Below are 26,620 nucleotides of genomic sequence, written 5' to 3' on the forward strand. Positions count from 1 at the left end.
AAGCCTTCAATACAGTTAGTGCCCGGGATCAGGCGTGACGGATCGCAAACAGCTTCCCGTCACGGACCTGAACATACAGGGTTCCATCCGCCACAACCGGCGCAGCATAGATACCCGAGCTGCTCAATTTACTCATCGCTTTGAGCTTACCACTATTGAGATCAAACCAATACAGGTAGCCCTCATCATCGCCAACCACCAGGTAGTCGCCGTAGACCACAGGAGCCGTTACATTACGGTACTCCAGCAGGTCATTGGACCACTGCTCGGCGCCATTTTGACTATCGATACTATAGATATGATTGCGATCATCAGTCACATAGAGATTCAGGCCATCGGCAGCAATATTGCGATAGGAAGTATATTTACGCTTCCACAACTGCTGGCCTGTCATCACGTTGTTAGCAACCAGCTGGCCATTGTAAGCAATAGCATACATCACATTATTGCGGATCAGTGGCGCCGCATTCACATCCACCATCCGCGCCAGCTCGGTACCACCCTTGGCAGTCGTCACCTGGAACTGATGCGCCAGCTGGCCGTTACTCAGGAGGACCACGGCGACCTTGCCATCCGGGCGGCCATAGAAGACCGCACCACCGGCGATCAGAGGCGTAGATGCCCCCCGCAGCAACAGGGATGGCTGATCATCGGTAAAGCTCCACTCCTGATCGCCATTTTGCTGATCAAGAGCAACCAGGGTGCCGGAGGTCAGAGAAATAACTACCTTGCCTGAATTGACCGCGGGCGCTGCAACCACCTCACCCGGAACCGAGTGGGTCCAAAGTAGCTTGCCATCCTGCTCGCTGACGGCATACACCAGTCCATCTTCGGAGCCGAAATAGAGGTTACCATTATCCGAGGTCAATCCGCCGGACAGGCGAACGCTGCGCTTGTCCTCATTGATCTTGAGATCCGAGAGATCGATGCGCCACAGCCGCTTGCCCGTCTTGGCATCCATCGCCTGAACAATGCCATCTCTGGAAGCTGCGAAGATCCGGTTCTCATCCACCACGGGGCGTAACTGTGAGTAGAAGGCACCCACACCATCACCCACCGAACTATCCCACATAATATCCGGAGAGAAGGCAGACTGGATCTGAGGAACAGGCGCCATCTCAATCACATCTTTATCGGCACATCCCTGCAGCGAAAGCAGTGCCAGAGCGGCCGCTGCCGCCAGAGCCAATTTATTTCGCATCAGCCTCTCCTGAGGTCACCTGTGCCACCGCGGGCTGAGCTAAGTCATCCATCTTCAGGCGCAAGACCGAGCTGGACTCTAAACCACCCTCATTCGCTGCCTGTTGATAGGCGGTACGCGCCTTATCTTTAAGGCCCTGCTTAAGGTAGAGATCACCCTGAAGCTCATGGATCTGCGCCTGATAACCGCTTGCCTTGAGGGTGCTCAGTTGCTTGAGCGCTTCTTCAGTTTTTCCCTGAGCCGCATCGATGCGTGCCAGACGCAGGCCTGCTGCGGTCTTCATCAGATCTGAGTCTGAGTGTTTCAAAACTTTTTCCAGTGCATCCTGAGCAACCACTAACTTACCCTTCTCGACCGCACTGTTCGCAAGAGCCATCGCAGCCAGAGCACCATAGCTATCAGACTTATGCTCCTGGATAAAACTATCCACCGAGCCATAGGCCTTCTCACCCTGGGTCTTCAAGGATGCAATGACCTGGGTATAAGCAGCAGATGATTCCTGCATGCTAACCACCTGGTGATGCTTGTAATAACGCCAGCCCGAGACCAGGATGATCGCCAGGATCACGCCACCGATAATCGCCTTGCCGTATTCACTCCACCAGGCTTTGAGAGCCTCAATTTGTTGTTCTTCGGTGCTATGGATATCCACTCGTAACCTCTTTTTATAGTCCTTGTTGTACCAGCTCGATCGCCTGCTCAATGGTCATGCTCTGCTGCTCAGCCTGACCCCGCAGGAACTTCACTGTCACCTGCCCCTGAGCGATCTCATCTTCACCCAGAATAAAAGCAACCGCAGCATTGTTTTTGTCTGCCCGCTTGAGCTGCTTTTTAAAGTTACCGCCCCCACAGTGGGTCATCAGGCGACAATCTGGCGCAGCATCACGGATCTGCTCAGCCAGCTTAAGCGCGGCCTCAGCCGTTCCTTCACCCACGGCGCACAGGTAAACCTCAACGGCGCTTCGCAGATCGCCATTCTTCTCCAGCGATTCCAGCATCAACACCAGGCGCTCAAGTCCCATCCCGAAGCCAAAGCCCGGGGTTGGCTTACCACCCAGCTGCTCAACCATACCATCATAACGGCCACCGGCACAGACGGTTCCCTGAGCTCCCAGACTGTCTGTCACCCACTCAAAGACGGTGTGGTTGTAGTAATCCAGTCCACGCACCAGCCGCGGATTGATCTCATAGGCGATGCCAGCACTCTCCAGCAGGCGACACAATGTCGCAAAGTGTGCCTTACTTTCCTCACCCAGGTAGTCATTAAGAACCGGTGCATCCGCTAAAAGTTCCTGAACCTCAGGGTTTTTGCTGTCGAGAACCCGCAGCGGATTAGTCTCAGTGCGGCGCTTGCTGTCCTCATCCAATTTGTCCAGGTTTGCCCGCAGGAAGCTCTGTAGCTGATCACGATAGGCAGCCCTTTCTTCGCTGCTCCCCAAAGTGTTGAGTTGCAGTTTGACATGCTGCTCTATGCCAAACTCACGCCACAAACGGGCACTCATCAGGATCACCTCAGCATCGACTTCAGCACTGGCAATGCCAAACACCTCAACTCCGAACTGGTGGAACTGGCGATAACGCCCTTTTTGTGGACGCTCATGACGGAACATGGGGCCGATGTACCAGAGTCTGCGCTCCTGATTATAAAGAAGACCATGCTGGATCCCGGCACGAACACAAGCGGCAGTCCCTTCCGGGCGCAAAGAGAGGCTATCCCCATTGCGATCCTCGAAGGTATACATCTCTTTTTCTACCACATCGGTCACTTCCCCAATCGCCCGGCAAAAAAGCGGGGTCATCTCCAGCATCGGAGTTCTGATCTCCGAGTAGCCATAAGATGCCACGACGCGACGAATCGTTGACTCGACCTTCTGCCATGCGGGGGTCTGCTCGGGAAGACAATCATTCATCCCACGAATTGCTTGGATCTGCTTGGACACTGTTTCTCTCAATCTTTAGTCATTCACCGACAAAACTGCTTGGCATTATAGGGAGTTTCAGGATGAAGTAAAATAAGTGGCAGTGACTCACTGACTCTCGGCATCCTATCACCGATTCAGATCATCAGGTTTACCCCATCGACTTTCTCCGAAAGGCAGCAACTTTGACGGATACCTTAGAAAAATCCACAGCTATGTAAGCAGAGATCTCCATAACACTATCTCTGCTTTATTTGCTTTCCCTGAGTGAAATGCTGCCATTGCTCACCATCCCCGAAACAACTCAGCACTCAGAAGCGCGTCATAATCGGGCGAATAAATATCAATTCAGAAATTGACCTCCGAGATGAACAAGGTACAGGAGAGCGATTGAGAATGTCACCATAATTATCTGTTGTTAAAAGAAAAATCAAAATTCCTCTGGAAGTTAGCACGGATGATAATGAATGCTACACTAGCTAATAATTAAGGATTATTAAGATTCGTTAACGTGTAAATATTCATGGGTTGGGCGATGATCGCCCCTCCTTGAAGTCCGAGCTAAAGCGCAGGGTAGTCTGCTGCCTCTGGCTACAACAATCTTATTTTTTATTTCGAGATGGAGAACTCTTTTCATGCATCGGCTACACAGAACCTTGCTGCTCACTACTGCTTTAACTGCAACGGCAATTCCCTTGACCTCTCAAGCGGAAGCGATTGTGAAAATCCCTAAAGAGTCTGGCTTTTCCGGCTATCTGATGGGGGGTGCCAACTACAGCCAGTTTTCGTCCAACTTTGTGGCTGGAACCAGTCTTGGTGACTCAGCCAATGCTCAATCCGATGGTATTAATAACGAGCCGAGCCGAAAGAGCGGCACTAATCCCACTTTTAACTTTGATCTTCGCTACACCTTCGGCCAGAGCCAAACCCAGATCTTTGTGGGTAACCTGATCCAAAACGCCCTGCAGCTGGACTTTAGCCAGCAGCTGGGGGTGCGCCACCAGCTTGATGGCAAAGGGATCGTGCAGGCCGCCTATATCTTCTCGGGGATCACAAACCAGGTTTGGAGTGACCCGTACAAGACCAATGGCGATCGTGACAAGACAGATGTGAAGAAAAATGGCGCTAAGCTCGGCTGGGATCGGATCATGGGGACTCCCTGGGGTGCCAGCGTGAGTTTTGTCAAAAAAGAATTAGATGATGAGCAAAGTGGTGTATCTCAGCAATCAGCGTATGGTCTGACTTCTACAGATCTGAAAATGCTGGACCGAAATGGCAATATCACCTCCCTTGAAGGCTCCTATAACTTCCGTCTCGCCCGCGGACAACTGCTTACCCCCTCTTTGCAATATAGCCATTACGATCTGGATGGCTCAGCGATGAGTGGGAATAGCTATGGTATGCAGTTAACCCATACCCTGATGCTGCGTAAATACAGCCTAGTTACCAACCTGTATGCCGGACGCACCCTGTATGATGAGGCGAACCCCATCTATGACATGAAGGCGAACTCAAACGAGTATCTATTCAATACCAACCTGATCCGCCGTCAGCTGTTTGGCTTTCAGCAGCTCAACGGGATGATCACCGCGAGCTGGGGGAAATCAATTTCAGATATCTCCTATTACAATACAGAAATAAGAAGCGTCACAGTCGGTGTGATGTACCTCTTCTAATTCTCAGGGTCCCGCTATGCGGGACCCTTGTCCCATGCTTGCAGGGTCCACCCTCTCTAAAACACGATCTGCTTCAAAAAAGTACAACTCCCCTGCTCTTTTTTCGTGATGAAAAAGAACACTTATCTATAATGGTGCCTCCCCCCATATTCAGGATGAATGAATCATGAGAATCATTGCTGTCACCGCCTGTCCAACAGGGATCGCCCATACCTACATGGCGGCCGATGCCCTCAACAAAGCAGCCCATAAAAAAGGGATCCCAATCCAGGTCGAGACTCAGGGCGCCATGGGTATCGAAAATCAGCTGAGCCCCCGGGAGATCGCCCGGGCCGATCTGGTGTTGATCGCCTCGAATATCCCCATTGAGTTAATGGACAGGTTTTCTAAGTGTCCTCAACTTCAGGTGAGTATTGAAGCCGTACTCACCAATCCGGAAAAAATAATCGGTCAGTGCCAGGAGCAGTTCGCCCGGTGATTATAGAAAGGCGGATCACCTTCTACTGCCGTGATGATGGCCTTCCCTCCTATCTGGCCCGGGAGCTTCGTCGCCTGAGCAACTATGTTTCATCACAGGTCGCTCTCGTCAACTTAACTCAGTTACAGGTTGCAGATATCGCAAGCCCCCTTGCGGTAATTAGCCTTGCCTGTAAGCCTGGCGATCTCTGTCAGTTGCTCATCGAGGGACTTGATGCCGAGTTGGGGCATCTCATCCTAACCGACTATGTCGCCGAGCACTTTCCACTGGTGATCCGAGGAGGGAATAAATCAGCTAAGGGTGTTGATGAGCTTCAACCTTGTCTATCCCCCTCTTTGATTCACTTTACACCACAACAGGTCCAGTTTTTTCCCACTCATCAAGACAAACCAGAACTGATCAAGGAGTTAGTCCACGCGATCCCAAAGGAGCTCATCAGGGATCCACTACAGCTCCATGAGGCTTTGATGCAACGAGAGGCCCTGTGTGCGACAGCGATGGGACGAGGAATTGCACTACCACATACCCTGAGTGATAGCGTGGCACAGCCAGCCTTGATTGCGGGGGTTCTTCCCGAGTCCATCGACTGGCACTCGAGTGTCGGCATGGTTTCCCGGGTGATCCTGATGCTACTGCCACGCCATGCCAAGCCCACAGTAATTGAAGGTTTTGTTGGGCTGACCCGCTCTTTGCTGGAGCCTCTGTACTGCCAGGCTCTGTGCCAGGCAACCCATCCTCAGGTACTCCATGCGATCATCAGCCTGGGCCTCCGGCAGGCGGGACGCAGCCCCTAGTGCTACTAAGCGTTATTATCCTTACCGCTTATGCCGATGCTCCAGGACTTGCCGAACAGCTACAAACCGTGTCGGGAATGCCCGAGTGGATCCCTCCGTCGAGCTGCGTGATTCGCCGATTCCCATCCTTGATAACCTTTCCCTGCTCGGTGTCCATACCTCGCGCTACGTTATTCCACGAATAACTTCGCCCATGGCTCAAATAATTCATCACACTGCAGGCGGTAAAGGTATTTGAGCTATGTGGTACCAGGACCTTCCTGGCCTGAAGCTCTTATAGCGACAGAACTCCAGCCTCTCCTTCGACTGAGGTCTCACCGGCAAGCTTGCCCAGGCTGCGATATTCTGTCGGTGTGCGTCCGGTTTTATCTTTAAACACCCGGCAAAAGTAGTTCACATCCCGATAACCACAGCGGCTGGCAATCTCATGCAGACGTATGTTATAGCGCTTGAGCATGAACTTGGCCCGCTCCAGTCGTACCCAACCGATATAATCAACCAAGCGCATGTGTCCCTGGTGACGGAACAAACGGGACAGGTGATTGGGACTGATATTAAAGCGCCTGGCAATAGAATCACGGGTAATCGCCCGGTGAAAATTCTCCTGGATATAGATACAGATCCCCTGGTAAAGATCTTCACTACGCTTATTGGCCGATGATGCGGGATCCTCCAGAAAGAGCCGGCAATAACCAAGCAGAGCCAGCAACAGGTGGCGATCCATCGGCTGGCGGACCGATTCCCGGGCCAGGGTATTGAGTGCCGTTAGAATCGAGTCAATCGCATAGCCGGTTTTCGCCTGGACGCTGTGTTTTTGCACATCAAAAAAACCTTCGCTCCCCTGCTTCTTACTCACCAGGCTAAAGCCTAACTGGCGCTTGCCAAATAAAAGGCTCAGTACGGAGCACTCATGCTCCCAGTCCGGCTTATTCCAGCAGTTGGGAGGAACATAGAGAGCATCTCCAGCTTCAAGCACAATCGACTGCACCCCGTGAACCGGATCGTCAAGCTCGTTCCGGTAGCGCCCCTGGAGAACCAACTCCAGCCTTGGAAAGTTGACCTGATAACTGAATGGCGGAGGCATATGCCCATCGGTCGCAAACTTAAGCTCACGGATACATTCCAGCTCACTGATGACATTTTCAACGATATCGTAAAAAAGTGATGACAAGAGACATCTCCGGATAAATAAGTGCGTAAAAAAGCGAAATACTCAAATAAAAGTCAAAAATAGCTCAAGAGCTACCAAGGTTACCCTGGTACAGGGGAAGTATCCTCCAGCCAGTCATCAAGATCAAATCTTGCACCAAGCACGCTCTCTAACCCAATGAAAATATTGATAAAGAAGATATGGCCGCACAAATATCACAGAAGATTGCAAATTTGATAACTGGATCACACTCCGCAAAGCAGGTTACAAAAATCCAGTAAATGCCTTTTTAATACACTACCCAGCTCTTATTTAACTCCTCAAAATAACCCTGGAGTATGCATCCCCCCTAATCATAATGACCATAGCCCTTGAGGTGAGAAAATCATGATCACATCGCTAATCAACGAACAGCTGATTTGCCTTGATTTAAAAGCAACAACCAAAGAGCAGGTGTTTTCCGAGCTGGCAGATCTGCTGTCTAAACAGGGAAAAATCGGTGATAAAGAGCAGTTTTTAAATGATATCCGTGCTCGTGAAGAGCTGGGAAATACAGGGTTTGAAGAGGGAATAGCCCTTCCCCACGCTAAGAGTAAAGCCGTCACCACACCGGCAGTCGCTATCGGGATCAGCCGTAGCGGAATCGACTATGGCGCAGAAGATGGCCTGCCCTCCAAACTGTTTTTCATGATCGCTTCACCAGACGGCGGCGCCGACCACCACATAGAGGTCCTTGCAGAGCTCTCATCAAAACTGATTGAAGAGGGATTTGTAGAGGCCTTTATGTCCGCCAAGACTCAGGAGCAGGCACTTGAGCTGCTGCTGGAGAGACAGGAGAAGCCAGAGGCTCTTGCACAGGGAGAGTCCAAGGGATTCATTATTGGTGTGACCGGCTGTCCTGCGGGGGTGGCCCATACCTATCTGGCTGCCGAAGCCCTGGAGAAAGCTGCAAGCAAACTTGGCTACCAGATCAAGGTTGAAACCAACGGCTCTATCGGGGTGAAAAATAGCCCAACCCCTGAAGAGATCGCCCGGGCTGATGCCATAGTGATCGGCTGTGATAAGCAGGTCGATATGCAGAGGTTTGCAGGCAAGAGACTGATCAAGACCGGGGTTAAGGCTCCGATCAAAGATGCCCCTGGTCTGATTGAACAGGCGCTGCAAGCTCCCGAGTACCAGGCCGGCAACGAGTCCTCCTCCTTAGAAAAACAATCTGCGGCGCGCAGTCGCTCGGCACTCTACACCTACCTGATGAACGGTGTCTCCCATATGATCCCGTTTGTTGTTACCGGGGGTCTTCTGATCGCTCTGTCACTGGCGATTGGTGGTGAGCCCACGGCCGCCGGAATGGCGATTCCCAAAGGGAGTATGTGGCAATCGGTGATGGATGTGGGGGTCGTCGCCTTCACCCTGATGATCCCGATCCTGGCGGGTTATATCGCCTATGCGATTGGTGATCGCCCGGCACTGGCCCCGGGCTTTATCGGTGGCTGGATTGCCGCTCACGGCTCCTTCTACGGAGCAGCTGCTGGTACTGGATTTATCGGTGCAATTATCGCAGGTCTGCTGGTTGGTTACTTTGTTCGCTGGTTGGCGTCACGTAACTACCATAAGATGATCCAGCCGCTGGTTCCGATCATCATTGCCCCCATCGTTGGTACCCTGTTTATCTCCTGCATGTTCATCTTCGTGATAGGAGCTCCGATCGCCAGCCTGATGGACAGCATGAACCAGATGCTGTTGCACATGAGTACTGGCAACGTGATCCTGCTGGGCATAGTACTCGGTGGCATGGCCGGCTTTGATATGGGTGGTCCGGTGAACAAGGTCGCCTTCCTGTTCTCGGTCGGCATGATTGCCAATGGCCAAACCCAGTTCATGGGAGCCATGGCCTGTGCAATTCCGGTCGCTCCACTGGGGATGGGACTGGCAACCCTGATCGGCCGCAAGCTGGATATCTTTGAGAAGACCGAAATTGAGGCAGGTAAGGCCGCCGGAGCCATGGGACTGGTTGGCATCTCTGAGGGGGCGATTCCATTCGCAGCCCAAGATCCCTTCTCGGTGATCCCTGCTAACATGATCGGTAGCATGGTCGCCGCCGTCCTGGCATTTTCTTTCGGAGTGACCGATAGCGTTGCCCACGGTGGCCCTATCGTAGCCCTGCTCGGCGCAATGAATAAGCCCTTCATCGCTATTTTGTGCATGATCGCCGGAACCGTTGCCACCGCTCTGGTTGCAGTATTCCTGAAAAAGATGCGCAAGGTTCGTTCGCAGGCAAAAGAGAGCCAGCTAGAAGCTCAGTCTGAAGGCGCTGTTGCTTAACTGACATTTAAGCCAAACCCCCTCGGAATATCGAGGGGGTTTCTCCAAAGAAGATATCCGATCACATCCCCTGGCTGACATCTCCCGGATTTAATTTCGGTTGCTTTGCAGCTCCCTTCGCCAGCCATTCCGGATAGTACTTGTGATATTTAGACTCAATACTGGGCATATTCTCACGGGCCCACTGCTGAGAATCCAGGGTTAACTCAACCCACTCACTCTCCTGGAGCCACTCTTTAAATTCGGGAGACTTCATCTGCTCAGGCGTTACGGGAGCAAGAGAGAAACGCGCCTTCCAAAATCCGATACGTGGGGTCACCCGGGCGTAATAGACCTTATTCGGAGCAAGCTCCGCGGACATAAAGTCGGCGCTCTCCCCCACCACCATAAACAGGTGTTTCCCCGGTTCCAGAGCATAGACCACCTTCTTTTTCGCGGCTAATATTCCTACCAGCTCAGGTTTTTTCTGGACGATCTCAAATACACTGGATTGGATCCCAAACGCCATCCCTGAAGGGCGCATAAACACCAGCAGTGACTTCCCGGGCTCAGGCTGAAGACTCACCTGAGAAGAAGAAACAGGTTTCATATGTTTGACCGTCCCGGCGCAACCTGCAAGTAGCAATAATGAAAAACACAGCAATCCAACACTGCTCATACGAGAGTAGACTTTATTTTTCATAACTTATGTCCTTAATTATTCACCCTTGATGCTCCTTAGTATAGATGCGAAAATAAATCCTGCTTTTATTTGTTATTTACAATCGTCTCAATACTTTACCCAAACTTCTATAATTCACCGATTCAAAGTTAGGTAAAAAGATTATCTTTAATCCACTTCATACTCAGGCTATTAAATAGCCAAGATAAACACAGGGTTCCATTCCACCAGCTCATTAACAATAAGTAACACCTACGCATCCAATATAACAAGGGATATATAATATGGCACTGTGATTAATTGACTACTCATAAAGTGACTCATAAATTTAAGGGGTTCACCCGATAGAAAGGACCCATTTGATTACCATATAATATTTAAGGGGAAAGATTCTGTTCAAAATAACCCCACCTATTATGCTGTTTAAAATCAAGGGATATAATTATGAAGCTGATAATTCATTTTACCGGAACCGGTGATGACCCAGGCTCAATCACAAAAAAAGAGGAAAGGGAAGTAAAACAGACTCACTGTATTTCACAACAGTGCAATCACCCCCTCTCCGGGAGTAATCGCCAATATTGCAGAGTATGCCGGAAAGATAACTTTTGTAGTCAGTGTGCTCCCAGCAGAGAGGATTACTTTAACCTCAGTGTTTGCAATGATTGCTACACTGAAATTCAACGCAAAGGGCTTGAGAGTGGTATTGCTGATTTTATTAATAATCGATTCTACTTTGAAACCCATCAACTGGAGGGCTCGACAGCACTTCTCATTATCAATGGCTGTCATAAGACAGATGTTGCAGGAAAAGTTGGAAGGATATTCCCGGACTTAAGTATTATCTGCGAAAAGCTACGCCGTTTATTTAATGGCAATAAATTCCCAATCACTGAATATTCTCTTAGAAGCTCATTGGGTGATGCATATGGTGGTTTCTATTACCATGAAAGTAGGAGTGGGATGTTTTCCTCAGACATTGAAAATCTAAAACAGGTTGACTATAAAATAGTTGATCACCTAATCTTAAGTGGTTATAGCCGAGGTGCGGTCACCTGTTTTGCGTTTGCTAAATACCTGAATCAAAGAAATCTTAACGATATTCCTGTATATATTTTTGCCGACCAACCCGTGCCGGGGAATCACTGGCAAAATAGCTTTAGTATCTCTCAAAAACACATAAACCTTACCAGCTGCACCAATATAAAATTCTGCAAAGTTATACTCGGATCCTACGATAAAAAGAGCATGCCGATGGAGAGGAGAACATTTTATAAGCAAATGCTTCCTGACTTTAATCCCAGAACCGAATTGGAGATAGAGAGGATTCCGGTGCCGGATCATGATTATAGTGAACATTTTTTAAGCCTTTCCTATGCTTATGCTCGAGACTTTTTTGTAAACTCTCTGGATCGCTATGGTATACAAGCCTGTATATATCAGTTTGATTTCAATAGTGAACTCAACAGCTTATATCAAAAACACAGAGATTATCGCTTTGCAGCGCCCGGTTTCGAACAATCCATTTTCATGGGAGGTGAAAGGGAGGCGGGGTTCAGGCCACCTAGGGAGCCACAATTCCAAACTAGCAATGCATTCTCCCATCACTATTCGAAGATTAAGCGCAAACCTGAGTGGACCACACAGCAGCAAAACAGCTGTATCTCAACAGACTGTGAAAACCCAACCCGGATGGGTCACAGACATCACTGCCGTCTTTGCGGAACCGGACACTTTTGTGACACCTGTGCTCCGAAGAGAAAGTACTTCAGAAACGAGCGGCTGTGTAATGCCTGTCATAAAAACTATCTCAACTTCGCCAGGCATCAGGTTGAGATGAACCCCAGATCTAGCCATGCTCTACAGGAGATAGATTGGGCAAATGAAGAGCTCATCGCAAAGTTAGCAAATGAAGCTTCAATAAGACTTAACTGACCCTCTAAGGAGAAGCGGCAGCTAAATCTTGCTCCGTGAGAACTTCGTACCATGGATGGTGCGAGCCTCGGGAGTGATATGTTGGCCGCATATTGCGATGAAGACAAGATTATCTGATGCTATCGAAGGCTATTATGCTTGACTCAAACTTGAGGATTCATGGTAAATTCCAACTTTGATCCAAGACAGTTGGTTTACAGGAGTCAAAGAGTCGATGGCTCAACGAAAAATTCAATTTATGCTGATGAGTTGGCTCCTGCTGGCGATCATTCCTGCGGGCTTTATCATCACTCAGATCTCGCTCTTTCCCGGGATATCACTCGATGGGGCTTCATCGAGCCTGCTGTACTGGATCACCCGCAGCGGTAATGCGCCGGATGGTGCCTTGACCGTGGTCGTGGTACTGCTCCTTGGGCTCTTCTACCTGCCCCGCCGGATCTTTCGTAGATTAGTCCTGGCGCTTATCATCAGCCTCACCCTCAGCCTGAGCCTGAGCCACCAACTCAAAAACTACTTTCAGGAGCCCCGCCCCAATATAGTGTGGCTCGCCAGTCAGGATCTGTTGTCGGTTCCCGGGTTTTATCAACAACCAAGCTCCCAAAGGGCTGAGCTGATGAGCTCTGCTCTACAGCGCATGGATGCCAGCCAGCTTATTTCACCCTCTATTGAGCGCCACTGGGAAAAGGAGGTTGGCTATGCCTTTCCGTCGGGACACACCATCTTTGCCACCACCCTGGCACTGGTTGCCGCCTACTACTTTCTCAGTGCAGGCTTCATCCTGATACCGGTTATTATCTGTGGCTGGAGCCTTGCCATGGGGCTGAGCCGAATGCTGCTCGGGATGCACTGGCCCGTTGATGTGCTGGTATCCGTACTGTTAGCCGGAATGATCTCAGCCCTGGCCATTGGGGTGACCCATCGCCTGGGACTGATGCTGAAAAAGAGGGATCAACCAACCCGCTAAATCAGTCAGCGGAAGAGAGGTAATAAAAAACCGGATCATTAGATCCGGTTTTTTACAAATCAGCCGTAGCAGATTACTTGAGTACTTCCTGCAGCCAGGGCCAGCCCTGCTTCTTACGGCTCAGGGTGTTCTCCATCATCAGCTTGCCATCTTTGGCATAGCCTTCGAGCTTACCGGCCCACTCTCCCTGATACAGAAGACGAGTCGTCGCGGTGGTGATATCGGTCAGCATCAGAGCCGCCAGAGCCAAGCCATCGCGCTCACAGCGCTCTGTCAGATCGGCCTGCAGCTCATCAATCATCCCATCGACCTGCTCCAGAGTCGCCAGTTCAATCTGACCCACAACCACCTTACGATCATTGTATGGATACGCCTTGAGATCTTTCTCAACCAGCTCGGATGCACTCAGGCCTGCGATATCCGTCTTGGCAATCAACAGCTCCTTGATATAGCCATCCAGATCTTCGATTCCCGCCAAAGGTGCCAGGGCGTGAACCGCATCCTTATCTTTATCGGTACAGGTTGGAGACGCAAAACCGACGGTATCGCTCAGGATTGCCGACATCATCAGCATCGCCATAGGGCGGGTGATCTCAACCTTTTCAATCTGCAACAGGTTAAACAGCACGGTACAGCTACAACCCACAGGCCAGATCCAGGCTTCGAGAGGGTTGGTAGTGGTGACATCACCCAGGCGATGATGATCGATGATCCCCAGGATCTCAGCCTCGGCGATATCGTCAGGTGCCTGAGTCAGATCGGAATAATCCACCAGCCATACCTTCTGTCCGGCAACCCCGGTACACATCTCGGGCGCATTAACCCCGGCGCGATCCAGAATAAACTGAGTTTCACGGTTCAACTCACCCTGACGTACCGCTTTAGCCTCTTCACCACGGGCCTTGAGGAGTTCGACCGCGACCAGTGCGGTACAGATGCTGTCACTATCCGGGCTCTTGTGCCCAACCACTTGAATCATGATATTTCCTTGAAACAGATATAAATCGATTTTTCTCGAAAGAAAGCCGCCATATCATACTAGGGTGTTCGATGAAAGTCATGAGGGAATCAATTGGGTTATCCCCCCTCAGGAGCGGCTTGGGATCAGCTGCATCCCCACATAAACAGCCGCCAGACACACCACCACATTGATCACCACATTCAGGGCCGCCTTGATGAATGCCCCCTGCTCCAGCAGCAGGATGTTATCCAGGGCAAAGGAGGAGAAGGTGGTCAAGGCCCCCAAAAGCCCCACCATAATAAAGGGACGCCAGGGGATCCCACTGAGCCACTGGTGCTGGATCAGCGAAACCATCAATCCCATGATAAGGGATCCCAAAATATTGACCGTCATGGTCCCATAAGGAAAACCACGCCCGAGCAACCAGGCCATCAGCTCTGAGATGCCAAATCGCATACAGGCACCAATCGCTCCACCCAGGGCAACAAAGGCCAACGCAAACATATCTTCTCCTCTTAACAAAAAATCGGGCAGAGAGTCCCTGCCCTCACAAAAAACGTTTCAGGATATTCTCAAAACCAGGATATCACCGGGTAATTGATGAATGAGGCTGTGCAGATGTCCATCAAGCCTGAATATGGATGAACTATGGGTATTCCCAAGTAGCATCAGATCCGGCTTCAGCTCCCTCTGCCCCCTGAGGAGCAGCTGCTCCACCTCACCGGTTTTCAGCAGGCAAGCCTTGAGGGTGAATTCATCGGATTGCTCGAGTGCTGTTGCCATCTCACGGTCTGCAAGCTGCAGCTGTTTCAGATGTTCTCCCGGCTCCTCTTCCAGATCTAAGGCTATGTTCGCATGCTGCAAAAGCTCGGTTACATGCAAGGCCGTTAACCTTCCTCCCAATCCGCAGGCAATCTGATCCGCCATGCTTAACAAAACTGGCGTTGTCGGCTCAAAGTCGACAGCCGCCAGCAGCGACATAGGGTGACACCAGTCTCGCTTCGCCTCAAGGATCAAGAGATCGCAAGCACAATGCTGGACTAGCCCATGCAGCTCATCCCCCTCCAACAGGCGATAGAGAGGAGAGAGATGATGTTGCCCCATAATAATGAGATCGGGTTGGCTCTCTTTAAGTTGTGACGCCAGATCATCGGCCAGGGAGCCTACCCCCATTACCTGCTTACTGATATGCCCGGGCAATTGAGGAAGCCATTGCTCCAACTGCTGTCTTGCCCCATAGATGAGCTCCTCCAGGTTTTGCTCAGCCTCGGCTGAGCCGAAAAGCCGTCCAAGAAACGAGCGGTGGTGAGGCTCGGCCACATACACCAACTCAAGCTCAGCCTCACGGGACTTAGCAAACTCGGCGGCACGCCTCAAGTAACTCTCGTCCGGATTGAGCAGATCAACACAGCACAGGATACACCGGTAACCGACTGCGGAGCGGGTCTTAATTGGCATCATCATCTCTCCACTACAACTTAAGCCTGACACTGCTCTATGGCAACAGCAATGGCCACCGAGGCCCCCACCATGGGGTTGTTCCCCATCCCGATGAGGCCCATCATCTCGACGTGAGCCGGAACTGAGGATGACCCGGCAAACTGGGCATCGCAATGCATCCGCCCCATGGTATCCGTCATCCCGTAAGAGGCTGGACCTGCCCCCACATTATCCGGATGCAGGGTGCGCCCGGTTCCTCCGCCAGAGGCCACCGAAAAGTAACTCTCCCCACTGGCGAGCCGCTGCTTCTTATAGGTTCCCGCCACCGGGTGCTGAAAGCGGGTCGGGTTGGTTGAGTTGCCGGTAATTGAGATATCAACCTGCTCATGATGCATGATCGCAACCCCCTCTGAAACATCATCCGCACCATAACAGAGGATCTCTCCCCGGGGCCTTCACTAAAGCGTCGACAACCGATGATCTCCAGCTCGCCACTGTGGTAATGATACTGAGTTTGAACATAGCTAAAGCCATTGATTCGGGAGATAAGATAAGCCGCGTCCTTACCCAGGCCATTGAGGATCACCTTGAGGGGCTCCTTTCTGACCCGGTTGGCATTAAGGGCTATTTTGATCGCCCCCTCGGCGGCCGCAAAAGACTCGTGACCCGCCAGGAAACAGAAGCAGTGACTTTGCTCACTCAGCAGGCGACGGGCAAGCTTCCCATGGCCCAAACCAACCTGGCGCTGCTCGGCAACCGAGCCTGGAATACAAAAGGCCTGCAGCCCCTCACCTAAATATTCGGCAGCTTCGGCTGCTGTTTTTGCGCCCTTTTTAAGGGCGACAAAGGCCCCAGAGTGTAGGCCCAGGCCGCATCATCAAAGGCGATGGGTTGAGTCTCCCGAACGATTTTCTGAGGATCAACTCCATGAGCCAGGCAGTACTCCTGAGCCTGCTCCAGTGAATCAGCCCCATAGCTTTGAAGAATCGGAGTGATCTGCTCAATACGACGCTGATAATTTTCAAAAAGTGACATGACAGACTCCTTACTGATGACGGGGATTAATGGTACGAGCGGCTTCATCGAAACGGCCATAACAGCCTTTGGTCTCGGCCAGGGCTTTTTCGGGTGGGCATCCCTCGGCCAATAGAGCCATCAGCTTTCCCTGGTGAATAAACTCGTAGCCGATAATCTCATCATGTTCATCCAGAGCCAGACGGGTGATATACCCCTCAGCCATCTGCAGATAGCGAGCTCCTTTAGCCTGTGTGCCATAGTGAGTCCCCACCTGACTGACAAGCCCTTTTCCCAGATCTTCAAGGCAGGCACCGATCGATAATCCCCCTTCAGAAAAGGCGGTTTGAGTGCGCCCATAGGCGTATTGGAGAAAGATTTCACGCATCGCGACATTAATCGCATCACACACCAGGTCGGTATTGAGTGCTTCAAGAATGGTTTTACCTGTGAGGATCTCTGCCGCCATCGCCGCAGATTGGGTCATCCCGGAGCAACCGACCGTTTCGATCAGTGCCTCTTCGATGATCCCCTGCTTGATGTTCAGAGTCAGCTTGGCAGCCCCTTGTTGTGGGGCACAGCTGCCTACGCCATGGCTCACCCCGGACAGAGCGCTCACCTCTTTGACATTGAGCCACTGTCCCTCAACCGGGATCGGCGCATTGGCGTGGTTTGGACCACGCTGGATGGGACACATCTGTTCTACTTCAGTGCTGTAATTCATGATTTTGCCTCGCTCATCATGTTTGCAAATCAAACAAAACCGGAGACATCGAATTTCAGGAGGGGTTGCAGGCCAACGCTGGACATGCAGACACTTCCCTCTCGGGCTTCAATGTCTAACAGACCAGACGTCATTAGTAGCGCTAAGCTACGGTTCAAGGTGGAACGTCATCACCTACAACTTGTGGGCGAATTGTGCAATAACTAATCCCGGACTGTCAACTCCCGCGTTTAACCAGGCTGAAAACTCACTCGCCATCAAAAGACCAGCAGCGATTGGTGGGATCATAACTGACACTTGCCATTGCTTGCTCCCTCAGACGGGTCTCTCCATCACGCATTTCAAGAGCAATTCTGTGGCATGGGGAGTGGCGCTCGATGGCATTGGCCAATCCCTCTGAGTGGGTGGTGATCCATAGCTGACTCCAACGTCCGGCGAGTGAAATCAGCCGCCCTAAAGCGGGAAGCAGTGAAGGATGAAGACTGGTTTCCGGCTCATTGAGGGCCATCAATCCCGGAGGCCTGGGGGTCAACAAGGCGACCGTGAGACACAGGAAACGTAGCGTCCCATCTGACATCTCGGCTGTGCCGAGGGGGCGGATCAGCCCCTGCTTATGCATCAGGACCTCAAAGCGTCCTCCCTCCAGGCGGACGCCAAACCGGCTACCGGGAAAAGCCTCGCTCAGACATTCATGAAGAAGCTCGGAGTCGCCAATCTCCTCAATGGTCGCAAAGGCTGCAGCCAGGTCCCGTCCATCGTCACTCAGCACTGTGGTGCGCGTTCCAACCTGCGGCCAGCGTACCGCCGCCTCGGCGTGAGTCGGGAACTGGTGATAAAACCGCCAGCGTCGCAGCGTCTCCCGAACCTCTGAAACCTCGGGATAGAGATGAGGCTCCGCCAGGTGGCTGAACACAGACTCGGTTTGCAGCAAGGTCGCATTGTATTGCACCTGCTCACCCTGGATATTTCGAAGCCGTGCCGACTGATTACGCCGCTTTAAGATGGTGGTCGATGGGCGGCAACTGTCGGTGAGCCACAAGGTCTCCTCTTTGATCTCGGGATCCAGAGAAAACAGCGACATGGGATTAGGAGTAGGCAGTCCCAGCTGAAGTTCAAAGCCAAACTGTTCGGTCTGGGCACTCAGGATAACCCTTTTGGGATCTCCCTTTCTATCACCACGGCGCAGACCACCGGCCCACATCGCCTGGGAAAGCCCCCCCTCAGCAGCCAGCATCCCCGGGAGATTCCCCTCCACGGTTTGAGCCAAAAGCCGCACCGAGTGATAGAGATTACTCTTGCCGCAGCCATTGGGCCCCTGGATCACATTGATCCGCCCCAGAGAGATGCTGAGTTTGCGAATCGAGCGATAACCCTGGATCTTCAGTTCACGGATCATTCTTCAGTTCACGGATCATGATGCATTGTTACTGCAATCACAGTTGATGCCGGTGATCCCGGGCCTGGGTCAAAAGCTGCCGACTATCCTTCAAAAACTGCTCGGCATGCTCTCCAAAAAACTCACTCACCTCACGAAAGCGCTGCATAAATGCTTGCTTGTCTCCGGAGTGCAGGAGCTTAACGGCCTGCTGCAGGCTCTCGATGTAGCGTTCAATCTGGCGGCAATTTTCCTCTGAAGAAAAGATGATATCCGCATACAGCTCAGGCTCCTGGGCAAACAGGCGTCCAACCATCGCCAGCTCCAGATGGTAGATGGGAGAGCTCAGGTTGAGCAGCTGATCCAGATCGACCTTGAGATCACACAGGTTTGAGCCATAAGCAAAGGTGGTAAAATGGCGTAGCCCCTGAATAATCGACATCAGCCGGTCATGCTCTGCGGCATCCACCTCTTCAAGACGCACTCCCCAGATCTGCAGCTGCTCAAGGAGCCAATGGTAAGTCGAAGATTCGCGGCCGTGGCACACGGCGATCACCTGCCGAGCCAGGCTACTGACATCGGGACCAAACATAGGGTGCAGTCCTACAACAGGTCCGGGGTGCACATCCAGCATGTGTGCCAGAGGCTGCTGTTTGACACTGGTGAGATCCACCAGGATACACTCTTTCGACAGCTTACTGAGGCGATCGATCACCTCACAAGTCACAGTGATCGGGACACTCACGATCACCATGCCGGCTTTGGCCAGCAAAGCTTCACTGTCTGGCCAATCTGCTTCTTCCAGAATCGACACCGAGTAACCGGACAGGCGGAACATCTCTACAAACAGGGAACCCAGGCGCCCTCCGCCACCAATGATCACTATCTCCCCCAGCTCGGGGTTGAGACATTTGAAGCCGACCCCCTTCTCATTGGAATAGGACTCACGGATCAGCCGTTGCCAAACATCTTCTATCATATCCGGGCTAATCCCACACCCCTTCGCCTGCTCGCGACGCTCGCGGAGCAGACTCGCCTCGCGCTCGGGGACATAGAGTGGCAAACCATGGTGACTCTTTACACGTCCCACATCACCGACCAGCTCCAGTCGCTTTGCCAGAAGTTCAACCAGCTGACTATCGATCGCATCGATCGATTCACGCAACTTTTGTAATTGTTTTGCCATTATTTCTCCGCCCCAGGGCCTTAACCACGTCTTTGATGTAAGACCAAGTCTAATTGTGACGCACACTTTTCCAGAAGTTGTTCCGTCTGCTCCCAGCTGATACAGGCATCGGTGATCGATTGGCCAAATACCATCTGGTGCTTTGGCTGGTCAGCAGATTGCTGACCTTCGACCAGGTGAGATTCAATCATGATCCCCATGATGGAACGATTCCCCTCCTGCAACTGGTGCAGGACATTATCCGCCACTAACGTCTGCAAGCGATAGTCTTTATTGGAGTTTCCATGGCTACAATCGATCATGATGCTTGGATTCATGCCTGCCGACTGCAGAGCCTGCTCAGCTAAAGAGACATTGACCGAGTCATAGTTCGGGGTTTTCCCGCCTCTGAGGATGATGTGTCCATCCGGGTTTCCGTCAGTCTGTAGCAAGGCCACCTGTCCCTGATGGTTGATCCCCATAAACCTGTGACCGGAAGAGGCGGCCTGCAACGCATTAATCGCAGTGGCCAACAAGCCATCGGTTCCATTTTTAAAACCAACCGGCATCGAGAGTCCGGAAGCCATCTCCCGGTGAGTCTGAGACTCAGTCGTTCTCGCACCGATGGCAGACCAGCTGAATAGTTCAGCCAGGTACTGGGGACTGATGGGATCCAGAGCCTCGGTCGCCACCGGCAGCTCCATCTCAGCCAGATCGCATAGCAGCTCCCGGGCTTGGCGTAGTCCTGTCTCGACATCAAAGGATCCATCCATATGCGGATCATTGATCAATCCCTTCCAACCAACCGTGGTTCTGGGTTTTTCAAAATAGACGCGCATCACGATATACAGGGATTCACGGTATCTGTCATGGAGTTCCTTCAAGCGCTTTGCATACTCACGTGCCGCATCCAGATCATGAATTGAACAAGGGCCAATCACCACCAGAAGCCTGGGATCCCTATGATGAATGATGTCTGCAATCGTCTGACGGGCACCCGCTATAAACTGGTGAGCGCCAGCGGATACAGGGATCATCTCCGCCAGTGAAGCTGGAGAGATAAGAACTTGTTCGGACTTAATATGAACATCCGTTAACGCGCTTGTGTTTTCCATGATTACTGCACCTGCATTTCTGAATGAAACAATAATGACTAAAAAAGCTGATTAAGGAGTAAAAAGCTCAACTTTACTCTGTTTTAAGTGAATTGCTGTCCGGAGAGAACGACTCGTTTGAGAGGCTCAACCCAGCAAAACAACATCATCACACCATATCAATCAAGTTCACTATTGCAAAGGCATAAATCTAAAACAATATGGGTTTTTCTTTCCTCAAACCTCTCATCAAAATCCTAGTTTTCTTCTCGCTCACTCAGATAGAGTTCAAATGCACAAAAAAAGCCAAATCATCCCGCTTTCAGTTGAATTTAATCGACCCCAACCGGCCTGTGTCAGTATATAATTCAGCCTCCATCCAGCCGCTCAACAAGGCCTGACTTGCGGTAGTTTCAGCGGTCCAGTGCCCGTAACCTGACAAAAACCATGAAGCAGCTCTCAATTATGAAAACTCTGCAAGTTGGCAATTTAACAATAATTAAACATTCAACTACATTAAACAGAAGATTGTCTACAGATGAATCCGGTGTAAGGATGCACTCATGCTGAACCATCTGATTTTTCGATACCTGATACGGCGTAAGCTGAAGCAACTGCAAAAGTCACCCGATACCGGGGCGTTTGATCGAGAGCATATCCATTGCAGAGTCATTATGAATAAGCCCAAAAAACGCTCTGTAAACTATCAAATCCACTTCTATTGCTACTGCCACCATAGCCAACTGAGTGAATCAAATAACTGGTATCTCATCGGAAAATCCGGAAATTATGCAAAACGGGTCAAAGCCGAGATCCAGTGTGAAAGCCTGGTTGAGCAGCTTTCCTCTGAGCTTTGTGAGATGAAGTTTTATAAGCGGCGCTACTACCCGGATCTGGATATGGAGGGTGAGGATCTACTTTGCCACCAGGGACTATGGGTCGAATATAGCGCCGATGCAGAACCCGAGCCCGATGAGTACGCAGATCTCTCATTCGAGGAGTTGCTCGCCTTTGAAGAACCTTAGATAATCCGCCATCGAGACAGAAAAACCAAGATCGATGAGGAATCAACCAACTCTGGGCATAAAAAGTGCGCCGGCTCCCACTGCCGGTGTTACTGATTTGAGTTTATTGTTTCTATAATGTAAAGTCTCGCGCCATCGCAACAGTTTTTGCGACGAGATTTTTATAATGCCATTTTGATTACGGAGAACATCATGAAAGTTGCTGTATTAGGTGCTGCTGGAGGCATCGGCCAGGCATTGTCCCTTCTTCTCAAGAATCAGCTCCCGGCGGGATCTGAGTTACGGCTCTATGATATCGCCCCTGTCACCCCGGGTGTTGCTGTAGACCTTAGCCACATTCCGACGGATGTCGCCATCTGTGGCTTTGGTGGAGAAGACCCGACTCCGGCTCTTCAGGATGCGGATCTAGTGATGATCTCTGCAGGTTTGGCACGTAAGCCAGGCATGGATCGCTCAGATCTCTTCAAGTTTAATGCCGGTATCATTCAAAACCTGATCGAAAAGTGTGTGCAGGCATGTCCGAAAGCCTGCATCGGTATCATCACTAATCCGGTCAACACCCTGGTACCAATCGCCGCACAGGTTCTGAAAAAAGCTGGAGTCTATGACAAGCGCAAGTTATTCGGTGTCACGACCCTGGATGTGATCCGCTCTAATACCTTTGTCGCACAAGCTAAAAACAGATCGGTCAGTGGACTGGATGTCACTGTGATCGGTGGCCACAGTGGCGTCACGATTTTGCCCCTGCTTTCTCAGATCCCGGGTGTTGAGTTTAGTCCACAAGAGATTGACTCCCTGACCAAGCGCATTCAGAACGCCGGGACCGAAGTGGTTGAAGCGAAAGCCGGCGGAGGCTCGGCGACCCTCTCTATGGGTCAGGCAGCCTGTCGCTTTGCACTTTCCGTGGTGCGGGGACTTCAAGGTGAGTCTGATGTCATCGAATGTGCCTACGTTGAAGGAGACGGTCAGCATGCTCCGTTCTTTGCCCAGCCGGTGAAACTCGGCAAAGAGGGAGCTGAAGCAGTCCTGGACTTTGGCAGCCTCAGCCAATACGAGCAGCAGGCTCTGCAGGGTATGCTGGATACACTGCAGGCTGATATTCAAAAGGGGCTGGATTTTTGATCCGACTCAGATAAAAAGAGCCGCCCGCGGGCGGCTTGATCTGCTTAAAACTGAAGTGGAATTGTCTGCTGGCCTTCTCCCTGCTGAATCGCCTCCCCGACCATCTCATCATAAGGCAGGCTTAATATTAACTCCGCCTTATGGATGCCATGCTTTTTTAAAAAGTGTTCTGCCTGATCCAGACTGTCAAAGCGGTATGGAGTACCTTTTTTATCGATCACAGGTTCGATGTGATGGTGTACCTCCACCTCCAGTGCATAACCCAGTCCTTCCGCACAACGCATCAGATAGCAAGGGGGGTGACCTCCATGATCGGCCCAATTGAGAAACTGACTTAACTGCATAGTCTGACCCTCCGACACCTCCTCAGTCTTACCTTAGTCAGCAACCTCAGCCAGCGCCAGATCCGCAAGTAAAAATCTCTGTATTGGGCTCATCCAAAGCTATTTTCCTTCAAGGGTTACAAACAAACTTCTCAAATGGATCCTCAGAAAGGGTGAGGCAACTGCTCCTGAAGTTGTTGATGAGTTGTCCGGTAGTCCAGGTGATGGATCCCATGGATCCCCAGGCGTTCAGCCGCCTCTATGTTTGGCTTACTATCATCGATAAACAGGCATGTCTGGGGCTCTAAAGAAAACTCACGCAGTAATAGCTGATAGATCGCCTCTTCCGGCTTAATGTGGCCACACTCCGCAGAGAAAAGAATCCCATCAAATTGAGACAGGAAGTTGCTCTGGTTGCGCAGATGAGAGATCGAATCCAGGCCCATGTTTGAGAGAACATAGAGCGAATAGCCAGCCTTCTTCAGACGCTCAATCAGCGAAAGCATCTCGGGAAATGGCTCAAGAGAGGGAGCAACTGCCTGGTAAATCTGTTTGACCTGATGCAGATCCAACTTGAGCTCCCCCGAGCTCAGGACCGCAGCCTGTGAGGTCGCAAGTGTCCCCCTATCCACCTCAAGCCAGGCAGAATGGCTAAACAGCTTTTGTGCCAATGGGGTTTGTTGCTCGGGAGCAATACCACACTGAGCCAGCAAACTCTCCGGATCCCAGCGAACCACCACTTTCCCCAGATCGAATACGATATTTGCAACCATTTTGCCTCCCTCATCCATTTTGAGTTAATACGGCCCCAGTCTGCCACAAAGATGCCTGACAACCTAGACTCTGTTGACATTTCCATTTTGCCCCTGAAAACGCCCTGTTCGCGACACGAATCATGCAGGTTTAGTCGCTCTAAATAAGTGATGAGCAACAATGAACTGTTGCAAAATAACAGAGGCTGTCAAGCTGTACTCAGATGCCCCCCTGCGCCTGAGATGAAGTAGATCCAAGGCCTTGAATGAGAGGCATGAATGACGACCGGACAGAGATATTGTGGGCCACCCGCAGCCTGTATCCAGTTCTCCGCGAATTTTTATCGGCTCACACAGTTAGATTATTCATCTAAAAATTACTAAAAAAACAGGATTAAACTCCGCAAATCCCAGTATTAGTCCCCTAACCCAAAGATAGCCCTGTTGATTTTCAAAGAAAAACTAAGTGAACACGGCAAAGATCTCAGAAGAATATATCGTGTTCTATCTGACTGACTTTACAGATAAAACCCGGCCAAAGGCTTTATTCTCTGCCTTTGCTGGCGTACATTGGTAACCAATTTTTCGCCCTACAGGGCAAATCATAGATTTCGCACTCAGTGCACAGAGGTTTAAATGCTTTGCGTTGACAAGTCCCACAAACTCGATGATGTCTGTTACGACATCCGAGGCCCGGTTCATCAACAGGCGCGACGCCTGGAGGAGGAAGGACACCGTATCATCAAGCTCAATATCGGCAATCCCGCCGCATTTGGGTTGGAGGCTCCGGAGGAGATTATCAAAGATGTGCTGCATAATCTGCCATCAAGCCAGGGGTATGGTGACTCACGGGGGCTATTTTCCGCACGCAAGGCGATCATGCAGTATTACCAGCGTAAGGGGCTCAGAGACATAGATATCGATGATATCTTCATCGGTAACGGGGTCAGCGAATTAATTCTGATGTCGATGCAGGCCCTGCTCAATAACGGCGACGAAATGCTGGTCCCGGCTCCGGACTACCCGTTATGGACCGCCTCCGTCACCCTCTCCGGCGGTCGCCCGGTTCACTACATCTGTGATGAAAAGTCCGGATGGTTCCCGGATGTGGAGGATATGCGACGCAAAATCACTCCTAAGACCCGGGGGATCGTACTGATCAACCCCAATAACCCGACCGGGTCTGTCTATAGCCGGGACTGCCTGCTGGAGATCATTGAGCTGGCACGAGAGCATAATCTCATCATCTTCGCCGATGAGATCTATGACAGGATCCTCTATGAAAACGCGTTTCACCACTCGGTCTGTACCCTGTGTGATGATGTACTGGTTGTCACTTTCAGTGGCTTATCCAAGGTTTACCGGGCGGCTGGATTCCGTCAGGGTTGGCTGGTGTTAAGCGGACCCAAGCATCTTGCCCAGGGCTATATCGGTGGCCTGGAGCTGCTCTCAACCATGCGGCTGTGTGGGAATATCCCGACCCAACATGCAATCCAAACGGCTCTTGGCGGATACCAGAGTATCAATGAGCTGTTGATCCCCGGGGGAAGATTGCGCGATCAACGGGATTATGCCTGGGAGCGCCTCAATGCCATCGAGGGGATTGAATGTACCAAGCCCGATGGAGCACTCTATCTTTTCCCTAAGCTGGATCAAAAGCGTTTTAATATCAAAGACGATCAGAAGATGATTGCCGACCTACTACTCCAGGAGAAGCTGCTGCTGGTCCAGGGAAGTGGTTTCAACTGGCCGGCCCCGGATCACTTTCGCATCGTGACCCTGGCTCCGGTCGAAATCCTTGAAGACGCCTTTAACCGGCTCGAGCGCTTTTTCAGTCGTTACACTCAATAATTTAGGAAAGATGGATGCAGACCAGTCACTTTTTTGCCTATCTGGCCCGGATGAAGCTTATCAATCGCTGGCCTCTGATGCGGAACACCCAGATAGAAAATGTATGTGAACACAGTTTGCAGGTGGCTATGGTAGCCCATGCCCTGGCCACAATACATAACCTAAAGCTGCCTGACTCAAGACAGCTGAATCCCGACAAGGCTGTCACCCTGGCGTTGTTTCATGACGCATCAGAGGTTTTAACCGGTGATCTGCCGACACCGGTTAAGTATTACAACCCCAAGATCCGTGATGAATACAAGCTGATTGAGAAAGAGGCTGAGCAGAAACTGTTAGAGCTTCTCCCCAAAGAGCTCCAGGCAAGCTATCGTCCCCTGCTCGACAGCTCCCAGCAAGATGAGAGCCTGGCGCGGTTGGTCAAAACAGCAGATACCCTATGTGCTTATATCAAATGCCTGGAAGAGCGCAGTGCCGGGAATCATGAGTTTGAACAGGCCCGCAAGCGCCTTGAGCAAAAACTCGATGAGCTACAGAGTCCAGAGCTGGACTATTTTATGAAAACCTTCATCCCAAGCTTCTCTCTGACTCTGGATGATCTCAGTCAGCCGGATGAGTGACAGGGCATAGCCTTTCCCGCCAGTCCCACCTGATGGATTGGCGGCTTTTATAACAGG

At 51.2% G+C, this 26,620-nt stretch carries 24 protein-coding genes, 1 pseudogene and 1 riboswitch; of the genes and pseudogenes, 10 read left to right on the plus strand and 15 right to left on the minus strand.

What is annotated here, in order from left to right:
• Positions 1-28: 28 nt before the first annotated feature.
• Genes bamB through hisS form a run of 3 tightly spaced genes read right to left on the minus strand, consistent with a single transcriptional unit; the run spans position 29 to position 3,141 of the window.
• Positions 29-1,201, minus strand: a complete 1,173-nt coding sequence (bamB, locus tag DB847_RS16735) for an outer membrane protein assembly factor BamB (protein ID WP_108651726.1) — start codon at positions 1,199-1,201, stop codon at positions 29-31.
• Positions 1,191-1,853 carry a YfgM family protein gene (locus DB847_RS16740; protein WP_159084690.1) on the minus strand — a complete coding sequence of 221 codons (663 nt, stop codon included), beginning with the start codon at positions 1,851-1,853 and terminating at the stop codon, positions 1,191-1,193. Before DB847_RS16740 ends, bamB begins: the two co-directional genes overlap by 11 nt.
• A 13-nt stretch (positions 1,854-1,866) precedes the next feature.
• Complete coding sequence (gene hisS / locus DB847_RS16745) at positions 1,867-3,141, minus strand: histidine--tRNA ligase (RefSeq protein ID WP_108651728.1); 1,275 nt, start codon at positions 3,139-3,141, stop codon at positions 1,867-1,869.
• 698 nt (positions 3,142-3,839) lie between these two features.
• Between hisS and DB847_RS16750 the strand changes: the two genes are divergently transcribed.
• From DB847_RS16750 to DB847_RS16760, 3 genes are all read left to right on the plus strand, one after another.
• Entirely contained in the window at positions 3,840-4,796 is a 957-nt protein-coding gene (locus tag DB847_RS16750) for a DUF2860 family protein (RefSeq protein WP_159084691.1), read from the plus strand.
• Positions 4,797-4,962: 166 nt separating this feature from the next.
• Positions 4,963-5,274, plus strand: coding sequence for a PTS fructose transporter subunit IIB (locus tag DB847_RS16755; protein ID WP_108651730.1), 312 nt, complete (start codon positions 4,963-4,965; stop codon positions 5,272-5,274).
• Complete coding sequence (locus DB847_RS16760; RefSeq protein ID WP_159084692.1) at positions 5,271-6,068, plus strand: PTS sugar transporter subunit IIA; 798 nt, start codon at positions 5,271-5,273, stop codon at positions 6,066-6,068. Before DB847_RS16755 ends, DB847_RS16760 begins: the two co-directional genes overlap by 4 nt.
• A gap of 274 nt (positions 6,069-6,342) precedes the next feature.
• On the opposite strand, the gene DB847_RS16765 is transcribed toward DB847_RS16760, so the two are convergent.
• Complete coding sequence (locus DB847_RS16765) at positions 6,343-7,239, minus strand: helix-turn-helix transcriptional regulator (RefSeq protein WP_108651732.1); 897 nt, start codon at positions 7,237-7,239, stop codon at positions 6,343-6,345.
• Between the two features lie 366 nt (positions 7,240-7,605).
• Between DB847_RS16765 and DB847_RS16770 the strand changes: the two genes are divergently transcribed.
• Positions 7,606-9,540, plus strand: a complete 1,935-nt coding sequence (locus tag DB847_RS16770; RefSeq protein WP_108651733.1) for a PTS fructose transporter subunit IIABC — start codon at positions 7,606-7,608, stop codon at positions 9,538-9,540.
• Between the two features lie 61 nt (positions 9,541-9,601).
• Here DB847_RS16770 and DB847_RS16775 read toward each other — a convergent pair whose 3' ends face one another.
• Positions 9,602-10,222: a hypothetical protein gene (locus tag DB847_RS16775; RefSeq protein WP_108651734.1), complete on the minus strand. Its 621-nt coding sequence runs from the start codon at positions 10,220-10,222 to the stop codon at positions 9,602-9,604.
• A gap of 423 nt (positions 10,223-10,645) precedes the next feature.
• Between DB847_RS16775 and DB847_RS16780 the strand changes: the two genes are divergently transcribed.
• Both DB847_RS16780 and DB847_RS16785 read left to right on the plus strand, forming a co-directional pair.
• A complete protein-coding gene (locus tag DB847_RS16780; protein WP_108651735.1) occupies positions 10,646-12,136 on the plus strand; it encodes a PHD finger domain-containing protein in 1,491 nt (496 codons plus the stop codon).
• A 214-nt stretch (positions 12,137-12,350) separates the two neighbouring features.
• The gene (locus DB847_RS16785; protein ID WP_108651736.1) at positions 12,351-13,100 is read left to right on the plus strand and encodes a phosphatase PAP2 family protein; all 750 of its coding nucleotides are present in this window, start codon (positions 12,351-12,353) and stop codon (positions 13,098-13,100) included.
• Between the two features lie 73 nt (positions 13,101-13,173).
• Here DB847_RS16785 and DB847_RS16790 read toward each other — a convergent pair whose 3' ends face one another.
• The 8 genes and pseudogenes from DB847_RS16790 to DB847_RS16825 all read right to left on the minus strand — a co-directional run bounded on the left by DB847_RS16790 (position 13,174) and on the right by DB847_RS16825 (position 20,894).
• The gene (locus DB847_RS16790; RefSeq protein WP_108651737.1) at positions 13,174-14,079 is read right to left on the minus strand and encodes a manganese-dependent inorganic pyrophosphatase; all 906 of its coding nucleotides are present in this window, start codon (positions 14,077-14,079) and stop codon (positions 13,174-13,176) included.
• Between the two features lie 108 nt (positions 14,080-14,187).
• Positions 14,188-14,565: a fluoride efflux transporter CrcB gene (gene crcB / locus DB847_RS16795; protein WP_108651738.1), complete on the minus strand. Its 378-nt coding sequence runs from the start codon at positions 14,563-14,565 to the stop codon at positions 14,188-14,190.
• Between the two features lie 57 nt (positions 14,566-14,622).
• Positions 14,623-15,519: a universal stress protein gene (locus DB847_RS16800; RefSeq protein ID WP_159084693.1), complete on the minus strand. Its 897-nt coding sequence runs from the start codon at positions 15,517-15,519 to the stop codon at positions 14,623-14,625.
• A gap of 20 nt (positions 15,520-15,539) precedes the next feature.
• A pseudogene (locus DB847_RS26715) lies at positions 15,540-16,596 on the minus strand (GGGtGRT protein).
• Positions 16,547-17,239, minus strand: coding sequence for an iron-sulfur cluster assembly scaffold protein (locus DB847_RS16810; RefSeq protein WP_108651740.1), 693 nt, complete (start codon positions 17,237-17,239; stop codon positions 16,547-16,549). Before DB847_RS16810 ends, DB847_RS26715 begins: the two are co-directional and overlap by 50 nt.
• Before the next feature lie 117 nt (positions 17,240-17,356).
• A riboswitch (Fluoride riboswitch) is annotated at positions 17,357-17,423 on the minus strand.
• A 63-nt stretch (positions 17,424-17,486) separates the two neighbouring features.
• Positions 17,487-18,635, minus strand: a complete 1,149-nt coding sequence (locus DB847_RS16815; protein ID WP_108651741.1) for an AAA family ATPase — start codon at positions 18,633-18,635, stop codon at positions 17,487-17,489.
• A gap of 37 nt (positions 18,636-18,672) precedes the next feature.
• A complete protein-coding gene (tyrA, locus tag DB847_RS16820; RefSeq protein WP_108651742.1) occupies positions 18,673-19,800 on the minus strand; it encodes a bifunctional chorismate mutase/prephenate dehydrogenase in 1,128 nt (375 codons plus the stop codon).
• A 20-nt stretch (positions 19,801-19,820) separates the two neighbouring features.
• Positions 19,821-20,894 carry a 3-deoxy-7-phosphoheptulonate synthase gene (locus tag DB847_RS16825; protein ID WP_108651743.1) on the minus strand — a complete coding sequence of 358 codons (1,074 nt, stop codon included), beginning with the start codon at positions 20,892-20,894 and terminating at the stop codon, positions 19,821-19,823.
• A gap of 542 nt (positions 20,895-21,436) precedes the next feature.
• Here DB847_RS16825 and DB847_RS16830 point away from each other — a divergent pair.
• Positions 21,437-21,898, plus strand: coding sequence for a hypothetical protein (locus DB847_RS16830; protein WP_108651744.1), 462 nt, complete (start codon positions 21,437-21,439; stop codon positions 21,896-21,898).
• Positions 21,899-22,090: 192 nt separating this feature from the next.
• Positions 22,091-23,020 carry a malate dehydrogenase gene (gene mdh / locus DB847_RS16835; RefSeq protein ID WP_108651745.1) on the plus strand — a complete coding sequence of 310 codons (930 nt, stop codon included), beginning with the start codon at positions 22,091-22,093 and terminating at the stop codon, positions 23,018-23,020.
• A gap of 44 nt (positions 23,021-23,064) precedes the next feature.
• Here mdh and DB847_RS16840 read toward each other — a convergent pair whose 3' ends face one another.
• Together DB847_RS16840 and DB847_RS16845 are read right to left on the minus strand one after the other, a co-directional pair.
• A complete protein-coding gene (locus DB847_RS16840) occupies positions 23,065-23,364 on the minus strand; it encodes a DUF6482 family protein (RefSeq protein WP_108651746.1) in 300 nt (99 codons plus the stop codon).
• Positions 23,365-23,507: 143 nt separating this feature from the next.
• Positions 23,508-24,116: an HAD family hydrolase gene (locus tag DB847_RS16845; RefSeq protein WP_159084694.1), complete on the minus strand. Its 609-nt coding sequence runs from the start codon at positions 24,114-24,116 to the stop codon at positions 23,508-23,510.
• Between the two features lie 615 nt (positions 24,117-24,731).
• On the opposite strand from DB847_RS16845, the gene DB847_RS16850 reads away from it, so the two are divergent.
• Both DB847_RS16850 and yfbR read left to right on the plus strand, forming a co-directional pair.
• On the plus strand, positions 24,732-25,946 hold the full coding sequence (locus tag DB847_RS16850; protein WP_108651748.1) for a pyridoxal phosphate-dependent aminotransferase: 1,215 nt from the start codon (positions 24,732-24,734) through the stop codon (positions 25,944-25,946).
• A 14-nt stretch (positions 25,947-25,960) separates the two neighbouring features.
• On the plus strand, positions 25,961-26,563 hold the full coding sequence (gene yfbR, locus DB847_RS16855) for a 5'-deoxynucleotidase (RefSeq protein WP_108651749.1): 603 nt from the start codon (positions 25,961-25,963) through the stop codon (positions 26,561-26,563).
• The last annotated feature ends 57 nt before the right edge of the window (positions 26,564-26,620 follow it).

The organism is Dongshaea marina (assembly GCF_003072645.1).
Lineage (GTDB): Bacteria > Pseudomonadota > Gammaproteobacteria > Enterobacterales > Aeromonadaceae > Dongshaea > Dongshaea marina.

Bases quoted from the DNA above. Each gene is read 5' to 3' on its own strand.
- DB847_RS16830 (WP_108651744.1), top strand. From the start codon at position 21,437: ATGCTGAACCATCTGATTTTTCGATACCTGATACGGCGTAAGCTGAAG.
- DB847_RS16845 (WP_159084694.1), bottom strand. From the start codon at position 24,116: ATGGTTGCAAATATCGTATTCGATCTGGGGAAAGTGGTGGTTCGCTGG.
- DB847_RS16755 (WP_108651730.1), top strand. From the start codon at position 4,963: ATGAGAATCATTGCTGTCACCGCCTGTCCAACAGGGATCGCCCATACC.
- DB847_RS16785 (WP_108651736.1), top strand. From the start codon at position 12,351: ATGGCTCAACGAAAAATTCAATTTATGCTGATGAGTTGGCTCCTGCTG.
- DB847_RS16780 (WP_108651735.1), top strand. From the start codon at position 10,646: ATGAAGCTGATAATTCATTTTACCGGAACCGGTGATGACCCAGGCTCA.
- DB847_RS16770 (WP_108651733.1), top strand. From the start codon at position 7,606: ATGATCACATCGCTAATCAACGAACAGCTGATTTGCCTTGATTTAAAA.
- DB847_RS16790 (WP_108651737.1), bottom strand. From the start codon at position 14,079: ATGATTCAAGTGGTTGGGCACAAGAGCCCGGATAGTGACAGCATCTGT.
- crcB (WP_108651738.1), bottom strand. From the start codon at position 14,565: ATGTTTGCGTTGGCCTTTGTTGCCCTGGGTGGAGCGATTGGTGCCTGT.
- mdh (WP_108651745.1), top strand. From the start codon at position 22,091: ATGAAAGTTGCTGTATTAGGTGCTGCTGGAGGCATCGGCCAGGCATTG.
- DB847_RS16850 (WP_108651748.1), top strand. From the start codon at position 24,732: ATGCTTTGCGTTGACAAGTCCCACAAACTCGATGATGTCTGTTACGAC.
- DB847_RS16825 (WP_108651743.1), bottom strand. From the start codon at position 20,894: ATGGAAAACACAAGCGCGTTAACGGATGTTCATATTAAGTCCGAACAA.
- DB847_RS16815 (WP_108651741.1), bottom strand. From the start codon at position 18,635: ATGATCCGTGAACTGAAGATCCAGGGTTATCGCTCGATTCGCAAACTC.
- bamB (WP_108651726.1), bottom strand. From the start codon at position 1,201: ATGCGAAATAAATTGGCTCTGGCGGCAGCGGCCGCTCTGGCACTGCTT.
- DB847_RS16840 (WP_108651746.1), bottom strand. From the start codon at position 23,364: ATGCAGTTAAGTCAGTTTCTCAATTGGGCCGATCATGGAGGTCACCCC.
- DB847_RS16800 (WP_159084693.1), bottom strand. From the start codon at position 15,519: ATGCCAATTAAGACCCGCTCCGCAGTCGGTTACCGGTGTATCCTGTGC.
- tyrA (WP_108651742.1), bottom strand. From the start codon at position 19,800: ATGGCAAAACAATTACAAAAGTTGCGTGAATCGATCGATGCGATCGAT.
- DB847_RS16775 (WP_108651734.1), bottom strand. From the start codon at position 10,222: ATGAAAAATAAAGTCTACTCTCGTATGAGCAGTGTTGGATTGCTGTGT.
- yfbR (WP_108651749.1), top strand. From the start codon at position 25,961: ATGCAGACCAGTCACTTTTTTGCCTATCTGGCCCGGATGAAGCTTATC.
- DB847_RS16810 (WP_108651740.1), bottom strand. From the start codon at position 17,239: ATGAATTACAGCACTGAAGTAGAACAGATGTGTCCCATCCAGCGTGGT.